Below are 19,017 nucleotides of genomic sequence, written 5' to 3' on the forward strand. Positions count from 1 at the left end.
TTCGTGGGGGACCTGACGTATGAAGAACAGTTCGAGCGGCAGATATGCGAGGATCTCGCGGCGCACGGCTGGGAGTACTCACCGAACGACGAGGGGTATGACGCGGCACGTGCCCTGTTCCCGCAGGACGTCTTCGGGTGGTTCGAAGACCTGGCTCCTCAGGAATGGGCGCGCGGCATTGGATCTGGTCCTCGGGCAGCTGCAGCGCAGGACGCCCTGCTTGACCTGATCGTTCAGCTTCGCGCAACGCCGCTCGACAACAAGGGTGGCGGCCCGGGAGGGACCCTGCAGTTACTGCGCTCGAGTGTGCCCGTGGGACTGCGCGATGAACTGAAGATGGTCCAGTGGCGCCCTGCGGACCCGACCAATGGCACCCGCGTCGCAGCCTACGACAAGGTGCGTCTGCGGATCATGAGGCAGGTGCACTATTCCCACCAGAAGCCCCACGACAGCATCGACCTGGTCGCATTCATCAACGGCATCCCGGTGGCCACGTTCGAGCTGAAGACCAAGTTCAAGCAGTCTATCGAGGCTGCCGTCAAGCAGTACGCGCAGGACCGGAACCCCAAGGGGGAACCCCTGCTGGCGTTTGGCGCCGGAGCCCTGGTGCACTTCGTGGTCACCGAGTCCGAAGTCCGGATGACCACCCGACTGGCCGGCGAGAACACCTACTTCCTCCCCTTCAACCAGGGAAAGGACGGTGGTGCAGGCAATCCAGTCAACGAAGACGGACCGGCCACCGCGTACCTGTGGGAGCGGGTCATGGCCCGCGACGCTTGGCTCGACATCTTCGGGTCCATGCTGTTCGTGGACGTGAAGACCAGCACGAACCTGATCACGCGTGAGCGTAAGACGGCGACCAACGTCATCTTCCCACGTTTCCACCAGTGGCAGGCCGTCTCGCGCATGGTCGAGCAGGCGGAGGCTGAGAGCGCAGGTGGGCGGTTCCTGATCCAGCACTCCGCGGGGTCGGGCAAGACCAATACGATTGGCTGGACCGCGCACCATCTCTCGAATCTGCATGATCAAGCAGGGCGCAAGATCTTCGACACGGTGGTGGTGATCACCGACCGGACGGTGCTGGACGATCAGATGCAGCGAGCGGTCCTGCAGATCGAGGGCAAGCGGGATTACGTCTATAACGTCGACAGGCGAGCTCGCACCGATGCAGGTTCCAAGTCGCGTGCGCTGCTTAAGGCGCTGCAGGACCGGCGCCGCATCGTGGTGGTGACCATCCAGACCTTCCCGGCCGTGCTGAGGCTGCTGTCCGAAGACGACTCGCTGGCTGGACATCGCTTTGCGGTCATCGCGGACGAGGCGCACTCCTCGCAGGCCGGAGCCACGGCGAAGAAGGTGCGCCAGGTGTTGCGCGCTGGCGGTCAAGAAGTCGACGAGGGCGCGGACGTCGATGCCGAGGACACGATCAACGCCTTCGCAGACGTTCCGACGCCGAACGTGTCGTTCTTTGCGTTCACCGCCACCCCGAAGTCGAAGACCGTCGAGCTGTTCGGGCGCCGTGAGACCGCCGACGCCAAGCCGTCTGCGTTCGACGTGTACTCGATGAAGCAGGCCATCCAAGAGGGCTTCATCCTGGACGTTTTGCCTCGCTTCCAGTACTACGGCACCGTCTATCAGATCGCCGAGGTGATCAAGAAGAATGGTGTCAACATCTCCGTAGATGACGAGGACCATCTGGTCGAGAAAACTGCTGCGGCCAAGGCCCTCAAGCGGTTCGTGCGTCTGCATCCGACGAACATCTCCCAGAAGGTGGAGATCATCGTCGAGCACTTCCGTGCCAATGTGGCCGGCATGCTTGGTGGTCATGCGAAGGCCATGATTGTCACCTCGGAGCGTAAGCACGCGCTGCGCTACAAGGTGCTGATCGACAAGTACATAAAATCCAAGGGCTACGACCTGGGCACCTTGGTCGCCTTCTCTGGCACCCTGGACGATCCGGACTTCGGCATCCATGACGAGGTCTCCGAGGCCAAGATGAATCCGGGTGCCGGCCCGGATCTGGCCGCGGCGTTCGCCGAGCCGAATTACCGGGTAATGATAGCGGCAGACAAATTCCAGACAGGGTTCGATCAGCCACTGCTCTGCGCGATGTACGTCGACAAGCGACTAGAGGACATCCAGGCGGTCCAGACCCTTTCTCGTCTCAATCGCACCTTCCGGATGGATAGCCTGGTCAAGGATCGGGTTTTCATTTTGGACTTCGTGAACGAGCCCAAGGATATCCAGGCGGCCTTTGCGAAATGGTACGAAGAGGCTGAAATTGAGACTGAGACCGACCCCAATCAACTGCACGTATTGGCAATGGGGCTGCGCACCTTCGGCGTCTTTGATATCCAAGACGTTGTCCAGTTCGTCCAAGGCGTTCACGACGGCGACCGCAACATGATCACTGCGGCGATGGGTCGGGCCCAGGACGAGTTTGCCCGCAAGTGGCAGCGGGCCGTCGAAGATGAGAACGCTCAGGACGTGGAACGTCTGGAGCAGTTCCGGAAGAACGTCTCCTCGTTCGTGCGGCTGTACGACTTCCTGTCGCAAGTCTACGATTACTCGGGCTCCCCCCTGGAAGACCTGTCCTCTTTCTGCCGTGAACTCGCACAGTGGATCAAAGCCGAGCGCACGCACGACGAGATCGACATCTCAAGCGCCCGGTTGGTCGCCATCGAACAGAAGGATAAGGGCGTCACCAACGCCTCGGTCACACAGAAGGGAGATAAGCTGACCGGACCTACCGCAGTGGGAACGGCCACGGTGAAGGACCCGAAAATGGTCCCGCTACTGGAGGTCATCGACACCCTTAACACCTTGTTCGATGACCTTTCGGAGTCGGCCATCGCGGGACTGATGGCGCTCGTCATCCAGGCGGCGAAGTCGGACGAGATGCTGAAGTCGCGGGCGCTGGAGAACAGCCTGGAAAACTTCCTGAAGTCCGAAAAGGTCCGCGACCGGATCCTGGACACCTTGCTTGCCGCCCCCGGCGAGCTGGGCAAGGCAGTAGCGGAGGTCGTCGGCGACGGCAGGGGTTTGAACAGCATCATCGCTGGCGCCTTCCATGGCGTCCGCTTGGACGCCGAGCAGGAGGACTCTGCAGAAGGCGATACGCCGCGACAGTGACAGGCGCTTGTACTGCTCCGGTATCTGCAGCCACCGGGCGCGACGAATGGGCCAGAGTCGGACTGCGAGTGTCATCGACCGTGGTAGGTGCGCTGAACGATGCAAGGAGCTGACGTATGTCCCGACGCCTGCCGTACGGTTGGTGGGCTTCGGGCCGTACATCATGTCGGGAGGCGGCTGGGATGCTAGCGGCGCTTCGCACGTCTGCCGTCAGGGAAGGCGAGTCAACGGGCAGCGTTGTCCTTGTCCTTGGTCGCGGCGAAGGTAGTCAGCCTGCCCAGTGACCTGCTCCTTCTGGTGACCCCGGCCCGGGCTTGCCTTGGACGCGGCTAGAAGTCGCGGTGCGCGTGAACAGGTTCGAGGGCAGCGTCTCTCCGGCCGCGTGAGTGGCCCCGCGTACACCAAGCCGCGACCAGCACTGTCCGAATCCCGCCCTACTGCCATGCGGTGGAGGCGGGTTAACTCAGACGTTCGCCCAGAGGTTGGAGAATTGAGAGGAGAGCTCGATGGCAGACGGGGCATCCACACAGGTGGCGGGGACCAGCCCCGCGCTTCTGATCGCGGTGGAGGAGCTGGCGACTGCGCACGACCGCAGCGAGTCCGAGCGGTCCGACATCACCAGTTCGCAGAACAGCGCGGGAGATGACGGCGACAACCGCGACCTGAACCTCCCAAAGGAGTAGGGGGAACCCATGGAGCACCGGCTCGTCAGCCACATCGAGAAGGCTCTCGGCTGGGACGGGCCGGGTTCCGTGGGATCCGCGTTCGCGCGCGGCCGTCTCACGGACCCGGAACTGCCCACACGGCTGTTGACCCCGCTCAGACTGCTGGACCTGATCAAGCGCCGCCATCTGGCCAATCCGCAGCTGCGCTGTTATGCCGAGGGCGAGGAAGTGCACCCGTCCACGTTCCTGTCCACCAACGTCAACCGGCGCAGGCAGGCCGTGCGCCAAGCGGACATGGCGGCCCTCGGACGAATCCTCAATGACGGTGGCACCGTGGTCTTGGATCACGTGGACTTCTTCGACCCGACGCTGGAAGTCGCCTGCCGGGCCCTGGGCTGGTGGTCCGGCGAACTCACCTCTGCCAACGCCTACCTCGCGGTGGGTGACACCGACGGATTCCATCTGCACTGGGACGACCACGAGGTCATCGCCGTGCAGCTTTCTGGCGAGAAGTCGTGGGAAGTACGCGGTCCCTCGCGGCCGGCGCCGATGTACCGCGACGCGGAACGCAACCGCACGCCCTCCGAGGAAGTGCTGTGGAAGGGCACGATGCGGGCCGGGGACGTCATGCACATCCCACGAGGCTTCTGGCACACCGCGACCCGTCTCGGCTCGGGGAGTGGTGGACACTCCCTGCACGTGACGTTCGGGTTCACCAAACGGACCGGTGTCACCTGGGCCAACTTCCTCTCTGACGCCGCCCGCGCCGACGACGCGTTCCGTCACGACTTGGAGGGCGTGCAGGGCACAGCACACCAGGTGCTGACGGACAAGCTCAGTGCCCTGGCCGCCACCCACAGCCCGGAGCGGTACCTGGACGAATTGCGGTCCAGCACCCCGCCCGCACGCCACATGCCGCACGTGGTCGCCTTCGGACGGCCGGACGGAGTCGTGGCCGTCACCGAGTTCGAGCCCTCCATCGTCCGCTCCGGTGACACGGTCCAAGTGTGCGGTGGCGGTAAGCGGCTGACCTTCCACGAGCGCGCAGAACCGAGCCTGCGAGAGCTCCTGTCAGGTCACCCGGTCTGCCTCGAGGGTGCCCCCGACGACATCATCGCTTTGGCCAACTTGTTGATCACGGAGGGGCTGTGCGAACCGCTGACGGAACTATCGTCCTCGGGCTACACCGGTCTGGTCACGCCCGTGACCTACTCGAAGCAGCCGCCGACCTCGATGTAACACGCCTCGACACCGCGTCCAACTACCTGCGTCATCGCTCCCACGAGGTCCTGAGGACGACGGCAGGCGATCTTCTGCAAAAATTCTCGGTCTCCACCAAGGTCGGGTATTTCCCCGAGGGGCACAGCCTAGCTCCCGCCCGGCTCCGCGTAGCCGTCGAGCAAGCCATCAAGGATCTCGGGCGGGAGCCTGATCTGGTATTTCTCCACAACCCAGAGCACTCGGCACCCGACGCCGAGACGCTGGAACAGGCGTGCACGGTCCTGGCCGATGCAGCGCAGGCGGGGCTCTGCCGTTCCTGGGGCGTCTCGACGTGGGACCCGCGCTCGCTCATGGACTTCGACGTGCCAAGCCCTGATGTCCTTATGGTCCGAGCGGGGTTGCTGGTCGGGATCGACGTCCTCGAAGCGGCCGAGGCCCTGGCGATGCGGTGGCGCCCGTCGCAGGTATGGGGCATGAGCCCCTTCGGCGGAAGTACGGCCGAGGTGGTGTGGGAGCGCTTCGATCCGAGGATCTTCCTGCGAGGCTCCCCGTCCGCCACGAAGATCCAGGCTGCCTTCCGTTCCTCGTATGGCCTCCCTCGGGTCGACGCAGTCGCGGTCGGCACAGACGACGTCGACCATGTGCGTGAGCTGACCGAGGCCCTGATGTACGAGGTCGATGAGAACGTGGTCCGGGAGTACAGGCAGCTCCTCAAAGCCCGTCAGCGCGCCTGAAGTTCCTGCAGCAGCTGCTCCGCCATCTTCCTCGCGGGGACCAGGCGGGGGTCCTCGGGATCGGCGTAAGGGCCGAGGATCTTCGCAGCGACGAACAGCGTCATCAGCATGCCGTCCCGGCTCTCCAGATCTTCACGCCGCTCGCTGCGGACGCGGTCTGCCAGAGCTGGGACGGCTAGGGAGGCTCCCCACAGACTTGCCGCGTCCAGGCCGCGGGGGGCCATGCCCCAGTCCTCCCAGTCGAACACACAGAACACCGGCGCCGTGATATTCGCCCAGTTGAAATCCGCATGGGCCGGCCGCCATTCGGCTACGGCCGCATCGACACCGGGAAAGACACTGTGGATCGTTCCCCTGACGAGGTCCTGAGTGAGGGTCTCGGTATCCGGTGTCGCGATACGGTTTGTGTGCTGCGCGGCCAGGGCATCCAGCGAGGCGCTCAGCGCATTCCACCACTCCTCGGGCAGCTGTGGATCCTCCGCCACTACGGAGCTGCTTACTGGCACCGCCGGCAGCATCTCCGTCTCGTCCGCTCGCCACATCACCGGCTCCGTGTCGTCGCGCCACGCGACGCCTGTGAGCCAGGCCGGTTTCGCGATCCCGCGAAGGGCCTCGGCGGACGCGGTGCCATCCCCTCCCTGGACCCCGATCCGATCGAGTCCGCGCCGCTCGATCCGCACCCACGTATTGCGGTCCGTACGCGCCCCCAGAGACCGGCGCTTGCGCACTACAGCCTCCCGGCTAAGGCGTACCCCAAGCGACCGTTCGACACGGTCCAGCACGGCTTCCACAGGCTCCTTGCGCAGGTCCACTGAACGCAGTGTCATGCGCCCGAACGTACCAAGTCCGAGCCACATCGCGAGGGAGATTCGGTGCGAGGCGTACAGGTGCAGCTGACGAGAGATAGATCCACTAGGTCACCACGGCACGGGCGACCTGGAGGTGCAGCTACGTACCCCGCGGGACGTGGAGCGTGCCGAGGATCTGTTCCGTGCGAGCTACGCAGCGGCTTGAACGTTGGCGGGCATCTGGCCGTGAGCGTTTCGCACTCAGTCTGGGGTCGTCCGGGTGATGCCTTTCGACGTCGCGGGCACCTCGTGGCGGTGGACTATCAATGATGCGCAAGATCGCCGGTTTAGCTAACCGGCGATCGTCCGCTATGTTCCCGCTTCCCCCGGAGGCGCCCAGGTGCCGATCACGTATGGTCCTCCCCGGTCGCCCCTGCGCGCCTTCGTGGCGCGCATGGGCGGGCCGTCGGGGGCCCCGCCGTCGTATTCACCGCTGCTGCATCGATCTCCGGGGCTTGGGACGAGAGGGATGTCGGTTGATACGGCTCAGGGGCCTTCGGGTGCGCCTTCTTCTGCCTTCAGTTGATGTACTCCTCCATGAGCTTGGCGAGGTGCAGGAGCAGCGGCATGCGGGTTGCGGTCTCCGTGTGGAGGTGGCACCTACGCAGGTTGTTCACGTACGCGGCCAAGTCGAAGGCGTGGTCACGTGGTTGCTTAAAGGAGACGTGGATCTCAAGGGACGTGGGGTTGGCTCCGTGGCGGGTGGCATTCTGCTCGTCTGCCGAATACTTGGAAACGGACTTTGGCAGCTGATGCGTATCCGGCCTTGGGTTGATCGCGAGGAAGGCGTGGTCGTTCCAGGGGACGACGCCGGAGTACCTGCCCCACTCCTCGTATGGCAGCTCGGCTGCACCGGGTGCCGGCTCGGAGTGCGCCTCTTCGCCGATGGCTACGTCGGGTGAGTCGTCGGCGGTGGCGGGGTCCTCGGCCTCGTCGTTGAGGTTGGCACCGAATGCCAGCGGGATCTCGTAGGACTCCTCGTTGACACGAATGATGCGCAGCCCGGGCAGGTCCTCAGGGCGGCGGCCTTCGGCGCGGTTGGGGTGGGCGCAGTCTTCGCCAGGGAGCCGGAGCGAGTCCGGCGTGATGTGGGGATTCTGCAGCCAGGACCACACATCCTTGTTGCGCAGGGTCTGCGCTCGGGCGAGGAAGAGTCGCTCTGTGTGGGAGTCGATGGCGAGTGCTTGGGTGATGAAGTCGTTCAGCTGGGCCTTGTCGCGTCGCCGCATTCGCCCTCGCCCGGAGGTCAGGGCTCGGGGCAGGTGTTCGATGGGGATGGGCGCTTCGTACGGATGACCTGGAGGCGCCACGAGTTGGGCTGTCGTGTTGCCGTCGGTGTCCATGCGCAGGACGAAGGGGACGATCCATGGCCCGGCCTGGGCGACGTGCACGGTGGCCAGTTCGAAGCGGCCCTTGACGCTGCGGGGTGCGGGCAGGCGGGGCAGATGCCCGAGCGAGCGCAGGAGGTCCTTCACCGAGGAAGCGGCACGTTGCACGTCCTCGCAGCGGATGTCGCTGTCCTCGAAGGGCTTCAGCCCGGCCTTCTTGGCGTCGAGCTTGGGAGCCGCTGTGACCGGGTGCAGGCATTGCACGTGCCGGTTCAGCTTCGGCAGGGTGTCTTTCAGGAACCGCTTGGGGTCGTCCTCTCCGGCCATGGCGAAGTTAACTGGTTTGTCGATCTCCACAAGGCAGCCGATCATGTGGTCGGCTTCTGGGAATTCCTTGTGCAGTGCTTCGACTCGCTGCTCCCGTTCCTGCTTTCGGTGAGCCTTGCGGGCGTCTGGTTCCGCGTGTGACGGTGGCTTGGGGAGACCGGAGACGAGGGTCCCGGGGTTGCGTAGGACCAGTGTGATCTTGGTGGGTCCGGCGTAGTCGTGAATGTCGGGTTCTGCGCTGCGTTCACCGAGGTGCTGGTAGTTGAGCAGCTTGGTGAGGGCCAGATGGACTGCTTGGTAGGTCTTCGGTGCGCAGTGCCAGAGCTCGAAGTGGTAGTGGGCGTCCTCGCGTGCTGGGGAGAGTCGAGGGGGCCGGCGTTGGGGTGTCTTGTCCAGGGCAGGGAGCGGGTCGAAGTTGAGCTTTGCGAGCGGTTCCTTCAAGTTCTCGAAGAGGGTGAGATGGTCGATGGGCTGCAGGCCGCTTTCCGCCGGGTGGCCGTGCGTGCTGAATACCGGTTGGGCATCAGCGAGATCGGTCCGGGTGAGGTAGGTGTACCCGGTGGCGTGCAGCAGCAGCGCAGTAGGTTCCTTGTCCTCCTCGGCGCTGCGGTTGACGCCGGCAGCGCGGCGGGGCTCTGTTCGGACGTCCTCGGGGTTGGGGTAGCGGTTGCTAGAGGGGAGGGAGGGCAGGATGCGCGCGATGCCAGGCTGCCACTGCCACCGCATGTCCTGCTTCTTGCCGCTGACGGTGACCGGTGCGCGGAGCAGCATGGGGCGCTCGACGTCACGCAGTGCGCCCTTGGCCAGGTAAAGCAGGACGGTGGCCGTGGCAGGGCTGTCGCCCCGGCGTGGGATGTACGCAGGCTGGGCCCCACCGAAGCGGACGATGTGGGGAACGGCCCGGAGGATGAGTCGCTGGTCGTGGGGCATGGAGACTACCCGCAGTGCGGTCCGGTGGGTCCAAAGGCCGTAGGCCCCGTCATCGTCGAGCTCTCGGGGTGGCCAGCTGTAGATGCTGCGCTCACCGCGGTCGGTCAGTTGGCCAAGAACCGAGAAGCCTTCCGCGGTATGACCCGGCAGGGACAGCTTGTCGTCCACCCAGCAACCGGCAATGTAGGTGGCAAGCAGCGAGAACGTGCTGCTGTGCGGGGTCGCTGTTCCGTTTGCGGCCTTTCCGTGGGCCAGGAGGTCGACCTCTGCCTGCGCCCATTCCAGTGGCAGGGCGCGTTTCACGATGGTGGGCCAGTCGACATCGCCCTGGTGGGGCGCGACGTGCGTAGTGATCCAGAATTCGAGGGCCAACTGCAGGGGAAGCTCATTCTGGGGTGTTCGCATTGCGTGGAGCCAAGGGCCATCTCCCAGCCGGCCTTCGACCGCGAGGACAGCGGGTTCCACCTGCTCGATCAGCTCGCGCAGGGCATAGGTAGGCAGATACTGGGAGCGTGCTTTTGGGTTGCTGTTCCAGGCGCGTTCAAGCCGTGCCAGGAGCGACGGTGGGAATTTCGCCGTGTGTACGGTGATGGGCAGTGTGGCTCCGCGGCGTGCCATGAAGCCGGGCGTGATGATGTGGTCGTAGCGAGGCGGCGGCTTCTTCTTGCCGGAATCCACTGCTGCGCTGTCGGTTTCGGTCATGTCTGTTATCCCCAGTCGATGGTGTCGAGAAGGTGCCCCAGCAGACTCCACGTGGCGGTGTAGATCTCATGGTTGAGGCGCACGTGGGAGTCGGCTGCCGGCCCTGGATCGGCGAGCATGCGGCGTGTGAGTTCTCGGCAGGCGATCAGCACGCTGGTTCGCTCGGTGTCCGGGGCGGTGTCGCGAGGGTCTGCCGCGCGTGGGGCGAACGCCGCGTCAAGGAGGTAGACCTGGACGGGCACATTGCCGCGCAGCCCCCGACCGGTTGTCTGGTAGAGCGAAGCTGACTGGTCTGAGATGAAGGCGTGGCGCAGGTAGTCGTCTTTCATCGCCCGGAAGTTGAGAGGGCGGCCCATCATCGTCCCCCAGGTGGCACGAGCGCCGTACGCCAGTTTCCTCATCTCGCCCGCCGCGTCGGTGCCGGGGGTGTCGCACAGAACCGGCTTCAGAAGGCGCTGTATGGCCTGGGCGTTGAGAATGGCGAGAGGGAAGGAGAGGTCGGTGGGCGGGGGGTGGAGGCGTGCCAGGTAGAAGATGGCCTGGATTGCGGCGACCCCGTGGTCGTTGAGCATGTTGTGGCCGCGGCCAGCAGAGCCCTCGGCAGCCGCCATGACCTGGGCATCGGTCTTTGGGAAGGCAGAGATGCGGCGATGGTTGAGTCCGTAGAGCCCGGGCGCCCGGCGGTCGGGTACGACGTGCACCGCACGCACGGCTGTCCGGGTGTTCATGTAGTGGGCGCTGGTGGCTGCGTCCTCGGTGCTGAGCACCACGAACAGAGCCCTTCTGCGCTCAGGTTCGCATCCTTGGAGTACCTGTTCCAGGAGAGACAGGGGCGCCCCGGGGTCGGGGGTGCAGACCGCGTCCGTCATCGCCCTCACGGCGGCTTGGCGGGCGCTGCGGCCACCGGCTCCTGAGACGTAGATGCCGCGTTCGTGCCCAGGGCGCCGCCGCGGCCGGGTGTAGAACCTGCTTTCCCGGATGGCAGCGGCACAGTCGGGAGGCTCGTGCAGAATCAGTGTGGGGAGAACGTCGATGTGGTAGCGGGCAGAGAGCGGGTTGTAGCTGGTCGCCGAGGACAGCAGCACGTGCGGGCCCTCGACTCCCTCACAGGCAAGCATGTCGTGCAGGTGATAGAGCAGCCACCGTCCGACCCCGCGAAGCCACAACAAGTCCAGCGAACCTCTGCCCTCCTTTGGGCTGGGGGTCCACTGGAGGGCCATCATGTTGCCCATCGGCTGTTCGGGCACAACCGCGAGCAGTTCTGGCCTCGGCTGGTGGGCGAGCAGATTGTTCGTGTCCTCCACGGCCATAAGCGCGCGGAGCGATTCCTGCATGTGGGAAAGCTCGAACACGGTGGTTGTGACGCGGGCACTCCAACAGCCCGCGATGAGGACTCGCGCGAGCTCGGCCAAGCGATCGTCGGGGTGGGGCATGTCCTCGGGGATGTGGTGCGTGAGCCAGTCCTGGGCTACTTCCTCGGCGCTCTTCTCGGTGTCGTACCCAGAGGTCATCGTGTCGACCAGCGACTTCAGGCTGGCGGGAGGGGAACCGAAGGGGTCTTCGACAAGACGGGCGAAGTGAGTATGGAAGTACTCCTCGGCTCGCTCCCACAGGTGCGACTGCTGCTGCTCTTCGACTCGGCTGGTGATGCCGTGCAAGGCCCGCGCCAGCCGCATGAGCAGGGTGTGCCCGCTGAACGGCCCGTCAGCCGTCACCTCCTCCAAGAGCTCGCCGCCCGCGTCCCGGGCCTCCTCGTGCCCCTCGGCCGACGGCCTCATGAGCAGCGGCAGCAACCCGGCCAGAGCCTCGGCGTGATAGGTCGCGTACTGCTGGTATCGCCGCCCCTGCCGGTCCGCCATCGGCCGGTACCACGTGCGCGCCAGCCCCTCATGCCAGGCCAGCGCAATGCGGCTGCTCCAGCCGTCGGGACTAGTCAGTGGTTCGTGGTGCATGAACGCCTTGTCGAACTGCGTCATCACCTGGTCGGCCTCGTCGGCCACGAGGAGGTCGAGTTCGTGCTGGGCAGGAATCACCCACTGCGTCTTGTAGGAGGCGGGCTCCGCCCTGCTGGCGAGGAGGGCGGCTGGCGTCGCTACCCAGACCTGTGCCGTAGGGATTCGGCGTACGGCTGCCTGTGCCGGGCACACCGCGAGAAGCGGACAGTCGACAATCGGTGCTCGTTTGCCCGAGGTGTCGACACGTAGCTTGTTCCGGCAGGGGCGCTCATCCATGGAGAGCGGTGTGGCAACGGGACCGGAGGGTTCGAGAAGACTGTCCAGCAGGCAGATGTCTGTAGTGAAGGCAGCGACCTCGTCGTTGCCGTCCGGAAGGGGCGGCGCCTGGCCGTTGTCCGGTGCGTAGAGAAGGTCGTCCCAGTAGCGTTCCACGTGCGCGGGACGGTTCCTGTGGCCGATCAACGGAACGGCGTCGATGCCCAGACTCCGGAAGAAACGGACCTTCTCCAGTGCGTTCCCGACGGAGGAGACCAGGTACCCGACCCTGAGCCCGCGGTCGGTACAGATTTTGACCAGAACGTCGTTAAAGGTGGTCTTCCCTGAGTTCATCAGGCCCACGACGTGAGCCAGTCCGTCGATCGTGAAGATGTCGAGGCCGTCCGTCAGGCATCCGGCCTTGCTGTCCGTGCGAGAAAAGACCATCCTCCCTACACGGCCGGTAAAATTCTCCGTACGGTATCGCTCACTTGTACTGAGCCGCTGATCCATCTCCTTGGCCGCTTGGCGGAAGTCGTCCTCCGTAAGCTGCGGGAAGGGACGCCTGGTTCTGCGCGTCTTAGGTTCCAGACGCCGCTCGGGTGCAGCCTCCTCCAGCCAGTCAGGAATCCGGAACCGGAGGATGCTGCCGTCCGATCGCTTGAGCCGTACCCGCATCCCCGGCGAAGCGGGATCATGACCTGCCTCCACCTTGTAGGACACGGGTACCGACATCGCATCCCTATACGCCTGCTCCCGCTCCGGCAGCGTGGAACTTCCCCGGCGACGAAGAACGCTGCCGTGGACCACGCGCGGCCCGGCACCCTCGTCAAGCTCGAACAACCGCAGGTGGGGAGGCACCTTGCAGTAGTCGTTGAGACGCAGCCGCCACTGGCCGCCCCGCGCCGTAGGCCCCATGCGGCGACGCACGTTTCGCACGACCGTCTCGGTGCCAGCCCCCGGCAGGGCGTACCCGTCGAGCAACTTGCGCATCAGGGTGGCCGGCTGGCCGGGCGCGTACTCGGACAGGAAAAACAGCCCGAGCTCGACTCGGAAGAACTCACGGACCGACAAGAAGAGCTTGATACTCTCGGCCACGCCTGATGACGACGCCTTCTTTTCCAGCGCTTCGAACCAGCCTTCAACGTCCCGGCTCATCGACATCGCCGCCCGCCATGCGCCAGGACGGCGGCGACGAACGCAGTCTCACTCATGACCTCAATTCCCTGCACGCGCCCTTGCAGCGAAGTGGTGAGGTCATCCACGTAGTCGGGTTGTTCAAAGCGGTGCTGTGCGATTACGAGGATCCGCCGCTTCGAGGCAGCACGTGGGTTCCAGCGAAAAGAGCGCCCGAGAAGTGTGGCGCTGGCGTGATCCTTCACGTCGGCGGCCCACCACTCACCGACTCCCATTTTTCCGGTACCTTCGAAGTCGATGGCCACGTCCACCGCATCCATGCCCCACCAAGGGCGCATACGCTGTCCGAATTCCGGCTCCAGGGCAGCAAACATCCGTTGCTCCGCCAGCCCGGGATCGTGGAAGAAGCGCCGAACAGCCCTGTTCTGCACAAAGTATTCGGACATGGTCTCCACAGTTCGGGCAACCGGACTACCCGTGCAGCCCGGCGTTCCGCAGTCACACTGACCGGAGACCGGGTTCTCGCAGCCGTCGCAGAAGCTGAGTACGACGCCGCTGCTGGCCGGCTGAGCCCGGTAGCACTGGCCGAACCAGTGCTTCACCCACGGCTGCCCGTTGGGGTCCGTCGCAGGGAACGCCCGTAGTAGACCCAGAAGGTCGATGTCGGAGGCAACCGCGTGCTTCGTCAGGAAGCCCCGGAGCTGTACGTAGTTGTCCTGGACCTCCTGTTCGGTTTCCCCGTTTCGGTCGGCCACGGCGATCATCAGCTCGTAGCACCGATTCTCGACCAGTTCCGCTTCAGGGTCCTTGGACAGCAGGAGCCGCGCGGCTTGTTCGGCAAACGCCGACGGTTGACCGTCTTCGATCAGAAGTAGATCAGAATCGCTCTGAGCGACCCACAGCGCAAGGGGCCATTGCCCGAGAGGTACGCGGCACCAGCGGAAAACATCCGCATGCGAGGTCACCTCGCGGCAGCCGTCCTCCAACGCCCGCCAAAGCAGGCGCGTTACACCGGCCTTCCACGCCGGAGGAAAGCCCGTGGGGTCTCCGGAAGGCTGAGCGGAGCTCCACAGCGCCTTCTGCTGGTTTGCCTGGATCCCCGCCAGACCCGCTGCCAGCAGTTCGAGCGTCATGTAGTCGTCGGCCAGGTCAGGAGACACTTGCATCAGACGTGACAGCCGCGCCGGATCCCCCGGCAGTGTTGCGTGGGCGGCCAAGAGAACCCCTCAATGATCACCAAATGCCACTGAAACATAGCAGAGAGTAGCTGATGGTGAGGTCGGGCTGCATGTACCGCGCATGGTCCCGTGCTTCTTTCTGGCAACGCGGTCTGGCTCCAGTCCCGATACCTGCTGGGACACCCTCTCTCAGCGGGCCCTGGAGGCGGAACGGGCCCAGACTTCAAGATCGCGGCCGTACGGGCAGCCGCATGGGCCGCTCCCCGCCATGTCTCACAACTCATAGCGGTGGCCTACGAGACTCGACAGGCACGTGCATGTCCAGGACGATGCGTGGGCGAAGACGGCCGCGCTGTACTGGCATGGGCGCTGTGAGTTGCAGACCGCCCGGTAGGACTCCAGCGGCGGACGCTCACCCTGTGCGCGATGTGGGCTCAGCCCAGCCCGTGTACCAGACGGGCGGTGTCGTGGACTTCGTAGGCGCGTCTTTCCAAGCTGGTCGCGTACTGCTGCGCCTCGTCACTGCCTTGGGACAGCAGTAGGCCGGATATGCCGAGCAGGCGTGCGCTGCCCAGGCAGGCCACGTCCAGAGCGAGAGAGAGCATCTCAGGGGAGATCTCGTGGGCGGACAGAACGCCCTCGATAGCGGGTCATGTGGACGACGCCTACGGGAGTGCTGTGCGTGACTTGGCTGAGGAGCGAGTAGGTCACGGGAAGCCAGCCCGGCTCGGGATAGGGCGTCCCCATCAGCAGGAGCATCTTGTCGATCGACGGCAGAGGCTGACGACCCTTGATGATCGTCTCCGGACCCTCGACGACGTTATCGGGTGTCTTCAGCAACCTGGTGGCTGCGGCGAGGGCAACACCGTTGCTGGCGAACGCAGCGATCGCGTTCTGCTTTTTCCGGAATTCGTCGAAGTACTGAGTGGACCGCCGCACGAACGCTTCCTCGTCGTGCAGGTCCTGAGTCAGCCAGGTGAAACGAGCCGCTTCCTCCAGAAGCATCCACGCGGCAAACACTGTTGTGACTGTTGAATGATCGTCGAAGGTGTTCATCACGGTGGAGAACGTGGAATGGGCGCTTAGAAGGCGCCTGCTTTACCCAAGAGGGATACCTTCTGACCTGCGGGTTTCCTGGCATGTGACGGTGTGTCATGTGTTTTGTGGGACGCATGTGGGATTTGGTGGCGCATGGGTACTGTGGGACATGGATGCTCATCGGCGACTCGGGCGCAGTCTTTCCTGCGACCTTCACGCCCTCGAAGCCTCTTCGGAAATAATCCAGCCTAGGCCCGGCGTTGATGACCCCTGAACCGAGAAGGGGGAGGTGTCGGGGCTGAAGCTGTTCCGCACGGACACGACGAATAGCGACGTGACCGAGGTCGCGCCGCATCTTGCTGAGGTCGAGGCAGATGTACAGCGGCTCGTTGAGGAGCATATGGAGGCTCTGCTGGGCGTCCGCTTCCTGGCGAGCGAGTACGGCACCGGGCCGGTCCACGGCGGCCGGATTGACTCGCTCGGGCTGGACGAGAATGGATCACCGGTCATCGTCGAATACAAGCGGGGCGTCGATGCCGGTGTCATCAATCAGGGCCTCTTCTACTTGGCGTGGTTGATGGATCATCGCGCCGAGTTCGAGCACCTGGTCCGCGGCCGGCTCGGGGTGATGGCCGCATCCCAGGTGCTGTGGAGCGGACCGCGCCTTGTCTGTATCGCCGGCGACTTCACGCGCTACGACGTACATGCCGTGCGTGAGCACCGGAGGTCGATCGACCTGGTCCGCTACCGGCTTTTCGGCAGTGACCTGCTCGGGCTTGAGACCGTAGCGTCCGTGGGCGGCGGTATACAGGTAGCCCGTCGGGGGCGCCGACGGGCTACCGCGCGGGCAGCAGTCGATGTCCAGGGCGGGGCGATGGTGGAGCTGGCCGATGCGGTCGACGAGGCGCTGCTCGGTCTCGGAGACGGCGTGAACCGCGTCGAGCGCAAGCAGTACCGGGCGTATCAGCGGCTGCGGAACTTCGCCTGCCTCTGCCCGCCGCAGCGCACCAAGCTGCTGGTTTACCTGAAGGTCGATCCGAAGGACGTAGACCTCGTCCCGGGGTTCACTCGGGACGTGTCTGGGCTCGGCCACCACGGGACGGGCGACCTGGAGGTCCAGCTCCGCACGCCGAGGGACGTGGCGCGAGCGCAGGATCTTTTCCGCGCGAGCTACGCGGCGGCGTGATGGCCTGATGGCTTTTGGGCATGCGCGCTTCGCGCTTGGTCTGTGGTTTCCCGGGTGGTGCCTTCCGACGTACGGGCAGGTCGTGGCGGTGGACTATCAATGATGCGCAGGGTTGCCGGTTTGGCCAACCGGCGACCCTGCGCTATGTTCCCCGGCTTTGACGAGGTTCTCGCCGTGGCCTCGTCCAACTGAGCTGACGCGCTGATGCCGCGAAGAGCAGTGCTGACGCGATGCCGCAGTGGACGTCACCTACCTGGGGCCGAGTTCGTCTTCCGTCCGTCGCCGCGCCAACGTCTTGTGGGCCCTCTTGCGGCGCTACGAGCTCACGTCCCCAGTGGCCCTCGCCGCTTGACCGCGGCATGAGAAATGTCTGTGAGAGATCAGCCTGCCCGTCTGGGCGCGGCGCGGTTTCGGGGCAGGTTGATTCCCGGGTGCGGGCAGCGGGGCGTACCTCTCAGGGCTGGGCTGGTGTTCCGCCCGAGGCGTCAGGGGTGAAGGTGTGCCACAGGGCCGAAGGCCACAGGCTGGTCTGCAGTGCCACTTCGAGGCGGGCGACTGTGCCGAGATCTGGTAGTACCTCGCCGCGGGCGATCCGGCCGATGGTGTTGTGGGACATGCCGGAGAGGCGGGCTACGGCGCGGTCGCTCAGTGAGCGGTCTTTCATGACGGCAGCGAGTCTGCGGGCCAGGGCCACGCCGTAATGGGCGGTGAGGGGTGCGTCCGGCGCGAGGGTGACGTCCGGCCACTGGCCATGGGTCACGTGCTCTGCCGGGGCTGTGTGCCGGGGGTTGCGTGGCATCTCCACCCCCTTCGTGTTCCGTGACGGCGGCTGCCTGGTGGTCATCGTTCCGTCGCAGGTGCGAGGGCGGGCACTCAACCCACCGTTGGACCATGTATGGTCCACTCGTGTGGGTGATGAGGGCACACCTGGGCGAGTGGTGCGTGGGCGGGATGCCGCTTACAAGGGAGGGCGAGTAGCCGTGGTTTCCGCAACGATGTACGCTGCGGTGGACTGGGCAGACCGGTGGCTCGACTGCGCAGTGATCGCACGGGACGGCACACGGCTCGGATTCCGCCGCGTCATATACAAGAACACCTCCGACCCCGTCGCGGAGGTGCAGGATCTTCTGCGCTCCTGCAACCGGACCCGATGGCGCACCATCCCCATCGGGACGGAAGACCCCGACGGTCTTGTCTTCCAGGCCATGGAAGACGCGGGACTGACCGTCGTCGGTATCGAACCGATGCTCGCGGCCCGTACCCGCAAGGCCACCACGATGGGACTGACGAAATCCGACCGGGCGGACGCCTACCTCCTGGCGGACATGCTCCGAACCGGCGGAGACCGATTCCGCCCCGTCCCCAGAAGCTCCCCCGAGGCACGGGCCGTCCGGGTCCTGGCACGGGCGCAGGTCGCGGCCGTCAAACGCCGCAGCCGTGCCCTGCACCAACTGCGCGCCGTGCTGGTCACCTACTACCCGGCCGCCGTCACGGCGTGGCCCCGCCTCACGCTGCGCCACGCCCAGGCCCGTGCCGTCCTCGCCGCCGCCCCCACCCCGGCCAGGGCAGCCGCGCTCTCCCGCACCGAACTCGCCGGCATCCTTCGCGATGCCGGCCGGTGGCGGACCGTCGACGACGAAGCCGAACGCCTCAGCCTCCACTTCAGACGCCCGGCGCTGCGCACACACCCCATGGTCGAGGCGGCCAAGGGCGTCGAGATGAGGGCCGTACTGGACACCCTTGACCATGCCTGCGATGCGGCCGTTCAGCTGTCCGAACAAGTTGCAGAGGCGTTCGGTGCGCATGCGGACGCTCTCGTCCTGCAGTCCTTCCCGGGCATCGGTCCGCTTCTCGGCGCCCGCATCCTCGGCGAAATCGGTGATGAGCCCGGCCGCTTCGCCACGGCCCGCAACCTGTGCGCCTACGCGGGCGTCGTGCCCGTCGTCTGGGCCAGCGGCCTTGCCCAGCGCACCTCCCACCGGCGCTTCGCCAACGAAACGCTGCGTGAGGCCATCTGGCAGGCGGCCTTCTGCTCGCTGACGAAATCACCCGGAGCGGCAGCCTTCTACCGCAGGCGCCGTGAAGGGGGCGAGAGCCACAACGGGGCCCTGCGGAACCTTGCGGCACGTCTTCTCCGGGCACTGCACCACTGCATGGCCACGCACCGGCTCTACGACGAAACCCTCGCCTTCCGGGACATCCACCCTGCCGAGAGCCGGGCCGGGTGACAACGCACCGCGCCGGCACAGCACCCGGGGGCGGGAAAAGGGGGCGGGTGGACAGAGCGGGAGACGCCCAGACCATCTCGGGCCCCCGAGCCCCAGCGCGGGAATGGCGCCCGCAGCGCTGTCCGCCCGCCCCCGAACACCACTAGCCGAACGACT

General features: G+C 65.4%; 13 protein-coding genes and 1 pseudogene. 7 read left to right on the top strand and 7 right to left on the bottom strand.

The window, feature by feature from the left end:
• Positions 1–3 precede the first annotated feature (3 nt).
• The 4 genes from GA0115234_RS02595 (at position 4) to GA0115234_RS02605 (ending at position 5,749) form a co-directional block, all read left to right on the top strand.
• Positions 4–3,129, top strand: coding sequence for a type I restriction endonuclease subunit R (locus GA0115234_RS02595; protein ID WP_093539175.1), 3,126 nt, complete (start codon positions 4–6; stop codon positions 3,127–3,129).
• A gap of 506 nt (positions 3,130–3,635) precedes the next feature.
• Positions 3,636–3,812 carry a hypothetical protein gene (locus GA0115234_RS42155; RefSeq protein WP_176729051.1) on the top strand — a complete coding sequence of 59 codons (177 nt, stop codon included), beginning with the start codon at positions 3,636–3,638 and terminating at the stop codon, positions 3,810–3,812.
• A gap of 9 nt (positions 3,813–3,821) precedes the next feature.
• Positions 3,822–5,033, top strand: a complete 1,212-nt coding sequence (locus tag GA0115234_RS02600) for a JmjC domain-containing protein (RefSeq protein WP_093539176.1) — start codon at positions 3,822–3,824, stop codon at positions 5,031–5,033.
• A complete protein-coding gene (locus tag GA0115234_RS02605) occupies positions 4,943–5,749 on the top strand; it encodes an aldo/keto reductase (protein ID WP_093539177.1) in 807 nt (268 codons plus the stop codon). The genes GA0115234_RS02600 and GA0115234_RS02605 overlap by 91 nt, the downstream gene beginning before the upstream one ends.
• Here the strand turns inward: GA0115234_RS02605 and GA0115234_RS02610 are convergent.
• Positions 5,737–6,576, bottom strand: coding sequence for a hypothetical protein (locus tag GA0115234_RS02610; RefSeq protein ID WP_176729052.1), 840 nt, complete (start codon positions 6,574–6,576; stop codon positions 5,737–5,739). The two genes, GA0115234_RS02605 and GA0115234_RS02610, sit on opposite strands and share 13 nt — an antisense overlap.
• Before the next feature lie 70 nt (positions 6,577–6,646).
• Between GA0115234_RS02610 and GA0115234_RS43135 the strand changes: the two are divergent.
• Positions 6,647–6,763, top strand: a pseudogene (locus GA0115234_RS43135) (transporter); the annotation flags it as partial.
• 352 nt (positions 6,764–7,115) lie between these two features.
• Here GA0115234_RS43135 and GA0115234_RS02615 read toward each other — a convergent pair.
• The 5 genes from GA0115234_RS02615 to GA0115234_RS02630 all read right to left on the bottom strand — a co-directional run bounded on the left by GA0115234_RS02615 (position 7,116) and on the right by GA0115234_RS02630 (position 15,468).
• Positions 7,116–9,884 carry an RNaseH domain-containing protein gene (locus tag GA0115234_RS02615; protein ID WP_093539178.1) on the bottom strand — a complete coding sequence of 923 codons (2,769 nt, stop codon included), beginning with the start codon at positions 9,882–9,884 and terminating at the stop codon, positions 7,116–7,118.
• Positions 9,885–9,889: 5 nt separating this feature from the next.
• Positions 9,890–13,258: a pPIWI_RE_Z domain-containing protein gene (locus GA0115234_RS02620; protein ID WP_141718376.1), complete on the bottom strand. Its 3,369-nt coding sequence runs from the start codon at positions 13,256–13,258 to the stop codon at positions 9,890–9,892.
• Positions 13,249–14,448: a restriction endonuclease-related protein gene (locus GA0115234_RS02625; RefSeq protein WP_141718377.1), complete on the bottom strand. Its 1,200-nt coding sequence runs from the start codon at positions 14,446–14,448 to the stop codon at positions 13,249–13,251. The genes GA0115234_RS02620 and GA0115234_RS02625 overlap by 10 nt, the downstream gene beginning before the upstream one ends.
• A gap of 395 nt (positions 14,449–14,843) precedes the next feature.
• Positions 14,844–15,014 (bottom strand): hypothetical protein, encoded by a 171-nt coding sequence (locus GA0115234_RS42160; protein WP_161275548.1) that lies wholly within the window; start codon positions 15,012–15,014, stop codon positions 14,844–14,846.
• 1 nt (position 15,015) lies between these two features.
• Positions 15,016–15,468, bottom strand: coding sequence for a hypothetical protein (locus tag GA0115234_RS02630; RefSeq protein WP_141718378.1), 453 nt, complete (start codon positions 15,466–15,468; stop codon positions 15,016–15,018).
• Between the two features lie 268 nt (positions 15,469–15,736).
• Between GA0115234_RS02630 and GA0115234_RS02635 the strand changes: the two genes are divergently transcribed.
• Positions 15,737–16,633, top strand: coding sequence for a DUF5655 domain-containing protein (locus tag GA0115234_RS02635; protein ID WP_093539182.1), 897 nt, complete (start codon positions 15,737–15,739; stop codon positions 16,631–16,633).
• A 454-nt stretch (positions 16,634–17,087) separates the two neighbouring features.
• On the opposite strand, the gene GA0115234_RS02640 is transcribed toward GA0115234_RS02635, so the two are convergent.
• Positions 17,088–17,432, bottom strand: coding sequence for a helix-turn-helix domain-containing protein (locus GA0115234_RS02640; RefSeq protein WP_161275549.1), 345 nt, complete (start codon positions 17,430–17,432; stop codon positions 17,088–17,090).
• 181 nt (positions 17,433–17,613) lie between these two features.
• Between GA0115234_RS02640 and GA0115234_RS02645 the strand changes: the two genes are divergently transcribed.
• Positions 17,614–18,861 carry an IS110 family transposase gene (locus GA0115234_RS02645; protein WP_141718379.1) on the top strand — a complete coding sequence of 416 codons (1,248 nt, stop codon included), beginning with the start codon at positions 17,614–17,616 and terminating at the stop codon, positions 18,859–18,861.
• Positions 18,862–19,017: the final 156 nt, after the last annotated feature.

Origin of the sequence: Streptomyces sp. DvalAA-43 (genome assembly GCF_900091725.1) — a bacterium.
Taxonomy (GTDB): Bacteria; Actinomycetota; Actinomycetes; order Streptomycetales; family Streptomycetaceae; genus Streptomyces; species Streptomyces pulveraceus.

Excerpts from the sequence above, each read along its gene's own strand:
- GA0115234_RS42155 (WP_176729051.1), top strand. The coding sequence starts at position 3,636 with ATGGCAGACGGGGCATCCACACAGGTGGCGGGGACCAGCCCCGCGCTT.
- GA0115234_RS02600 (WP_093539176.1), top strand. The coding sequence starts at position 3,822 with ATGGAGCACCGGCTCGTCAGCCACATCGAGAAGGCTCTCGGCTGGGAC.
- GA0115234_RS02610 (WP_176729052.1), bottom strand. The coding sequence starts at position 6,576 with ATGACACTGCGTTCAGTGGACCTGCGCAAGGAGCCTGTGGAAGCCGTG.
- GA0115234_RS02615 (WP_093539178.1), bottom strand. The coding sequence starts at position 9,884 with ATGACCGAAACCGACAGCGCAGCAGTGGATTCCGGCAAGAAGAAGCCG.
- GA0115234_RS02620 (WP_141718376.1), bottom strand. The coding sequence starts at position 13,258 with ATGTCGATGAGCCGGGACGTTGAAGGCTGGTTCGAAGCGCTGGAAAAG.
- GA0115234_RS42160 (WP_161275548.1), bottom strand. The coding sequence starts at position 15,014 with ATGCTCTCTCTCGCTCTGGACGTGGCCTGCCTGGGCAGCGCACGCCTG.
- GA0115234_RS02640 (WP_161275549.1), bottom strand. The coding sequence starts at position 17,432 with ATGCCACGCAACCCCCGGCACACAGCCCCGGCAGAGCACGTGACCCAT.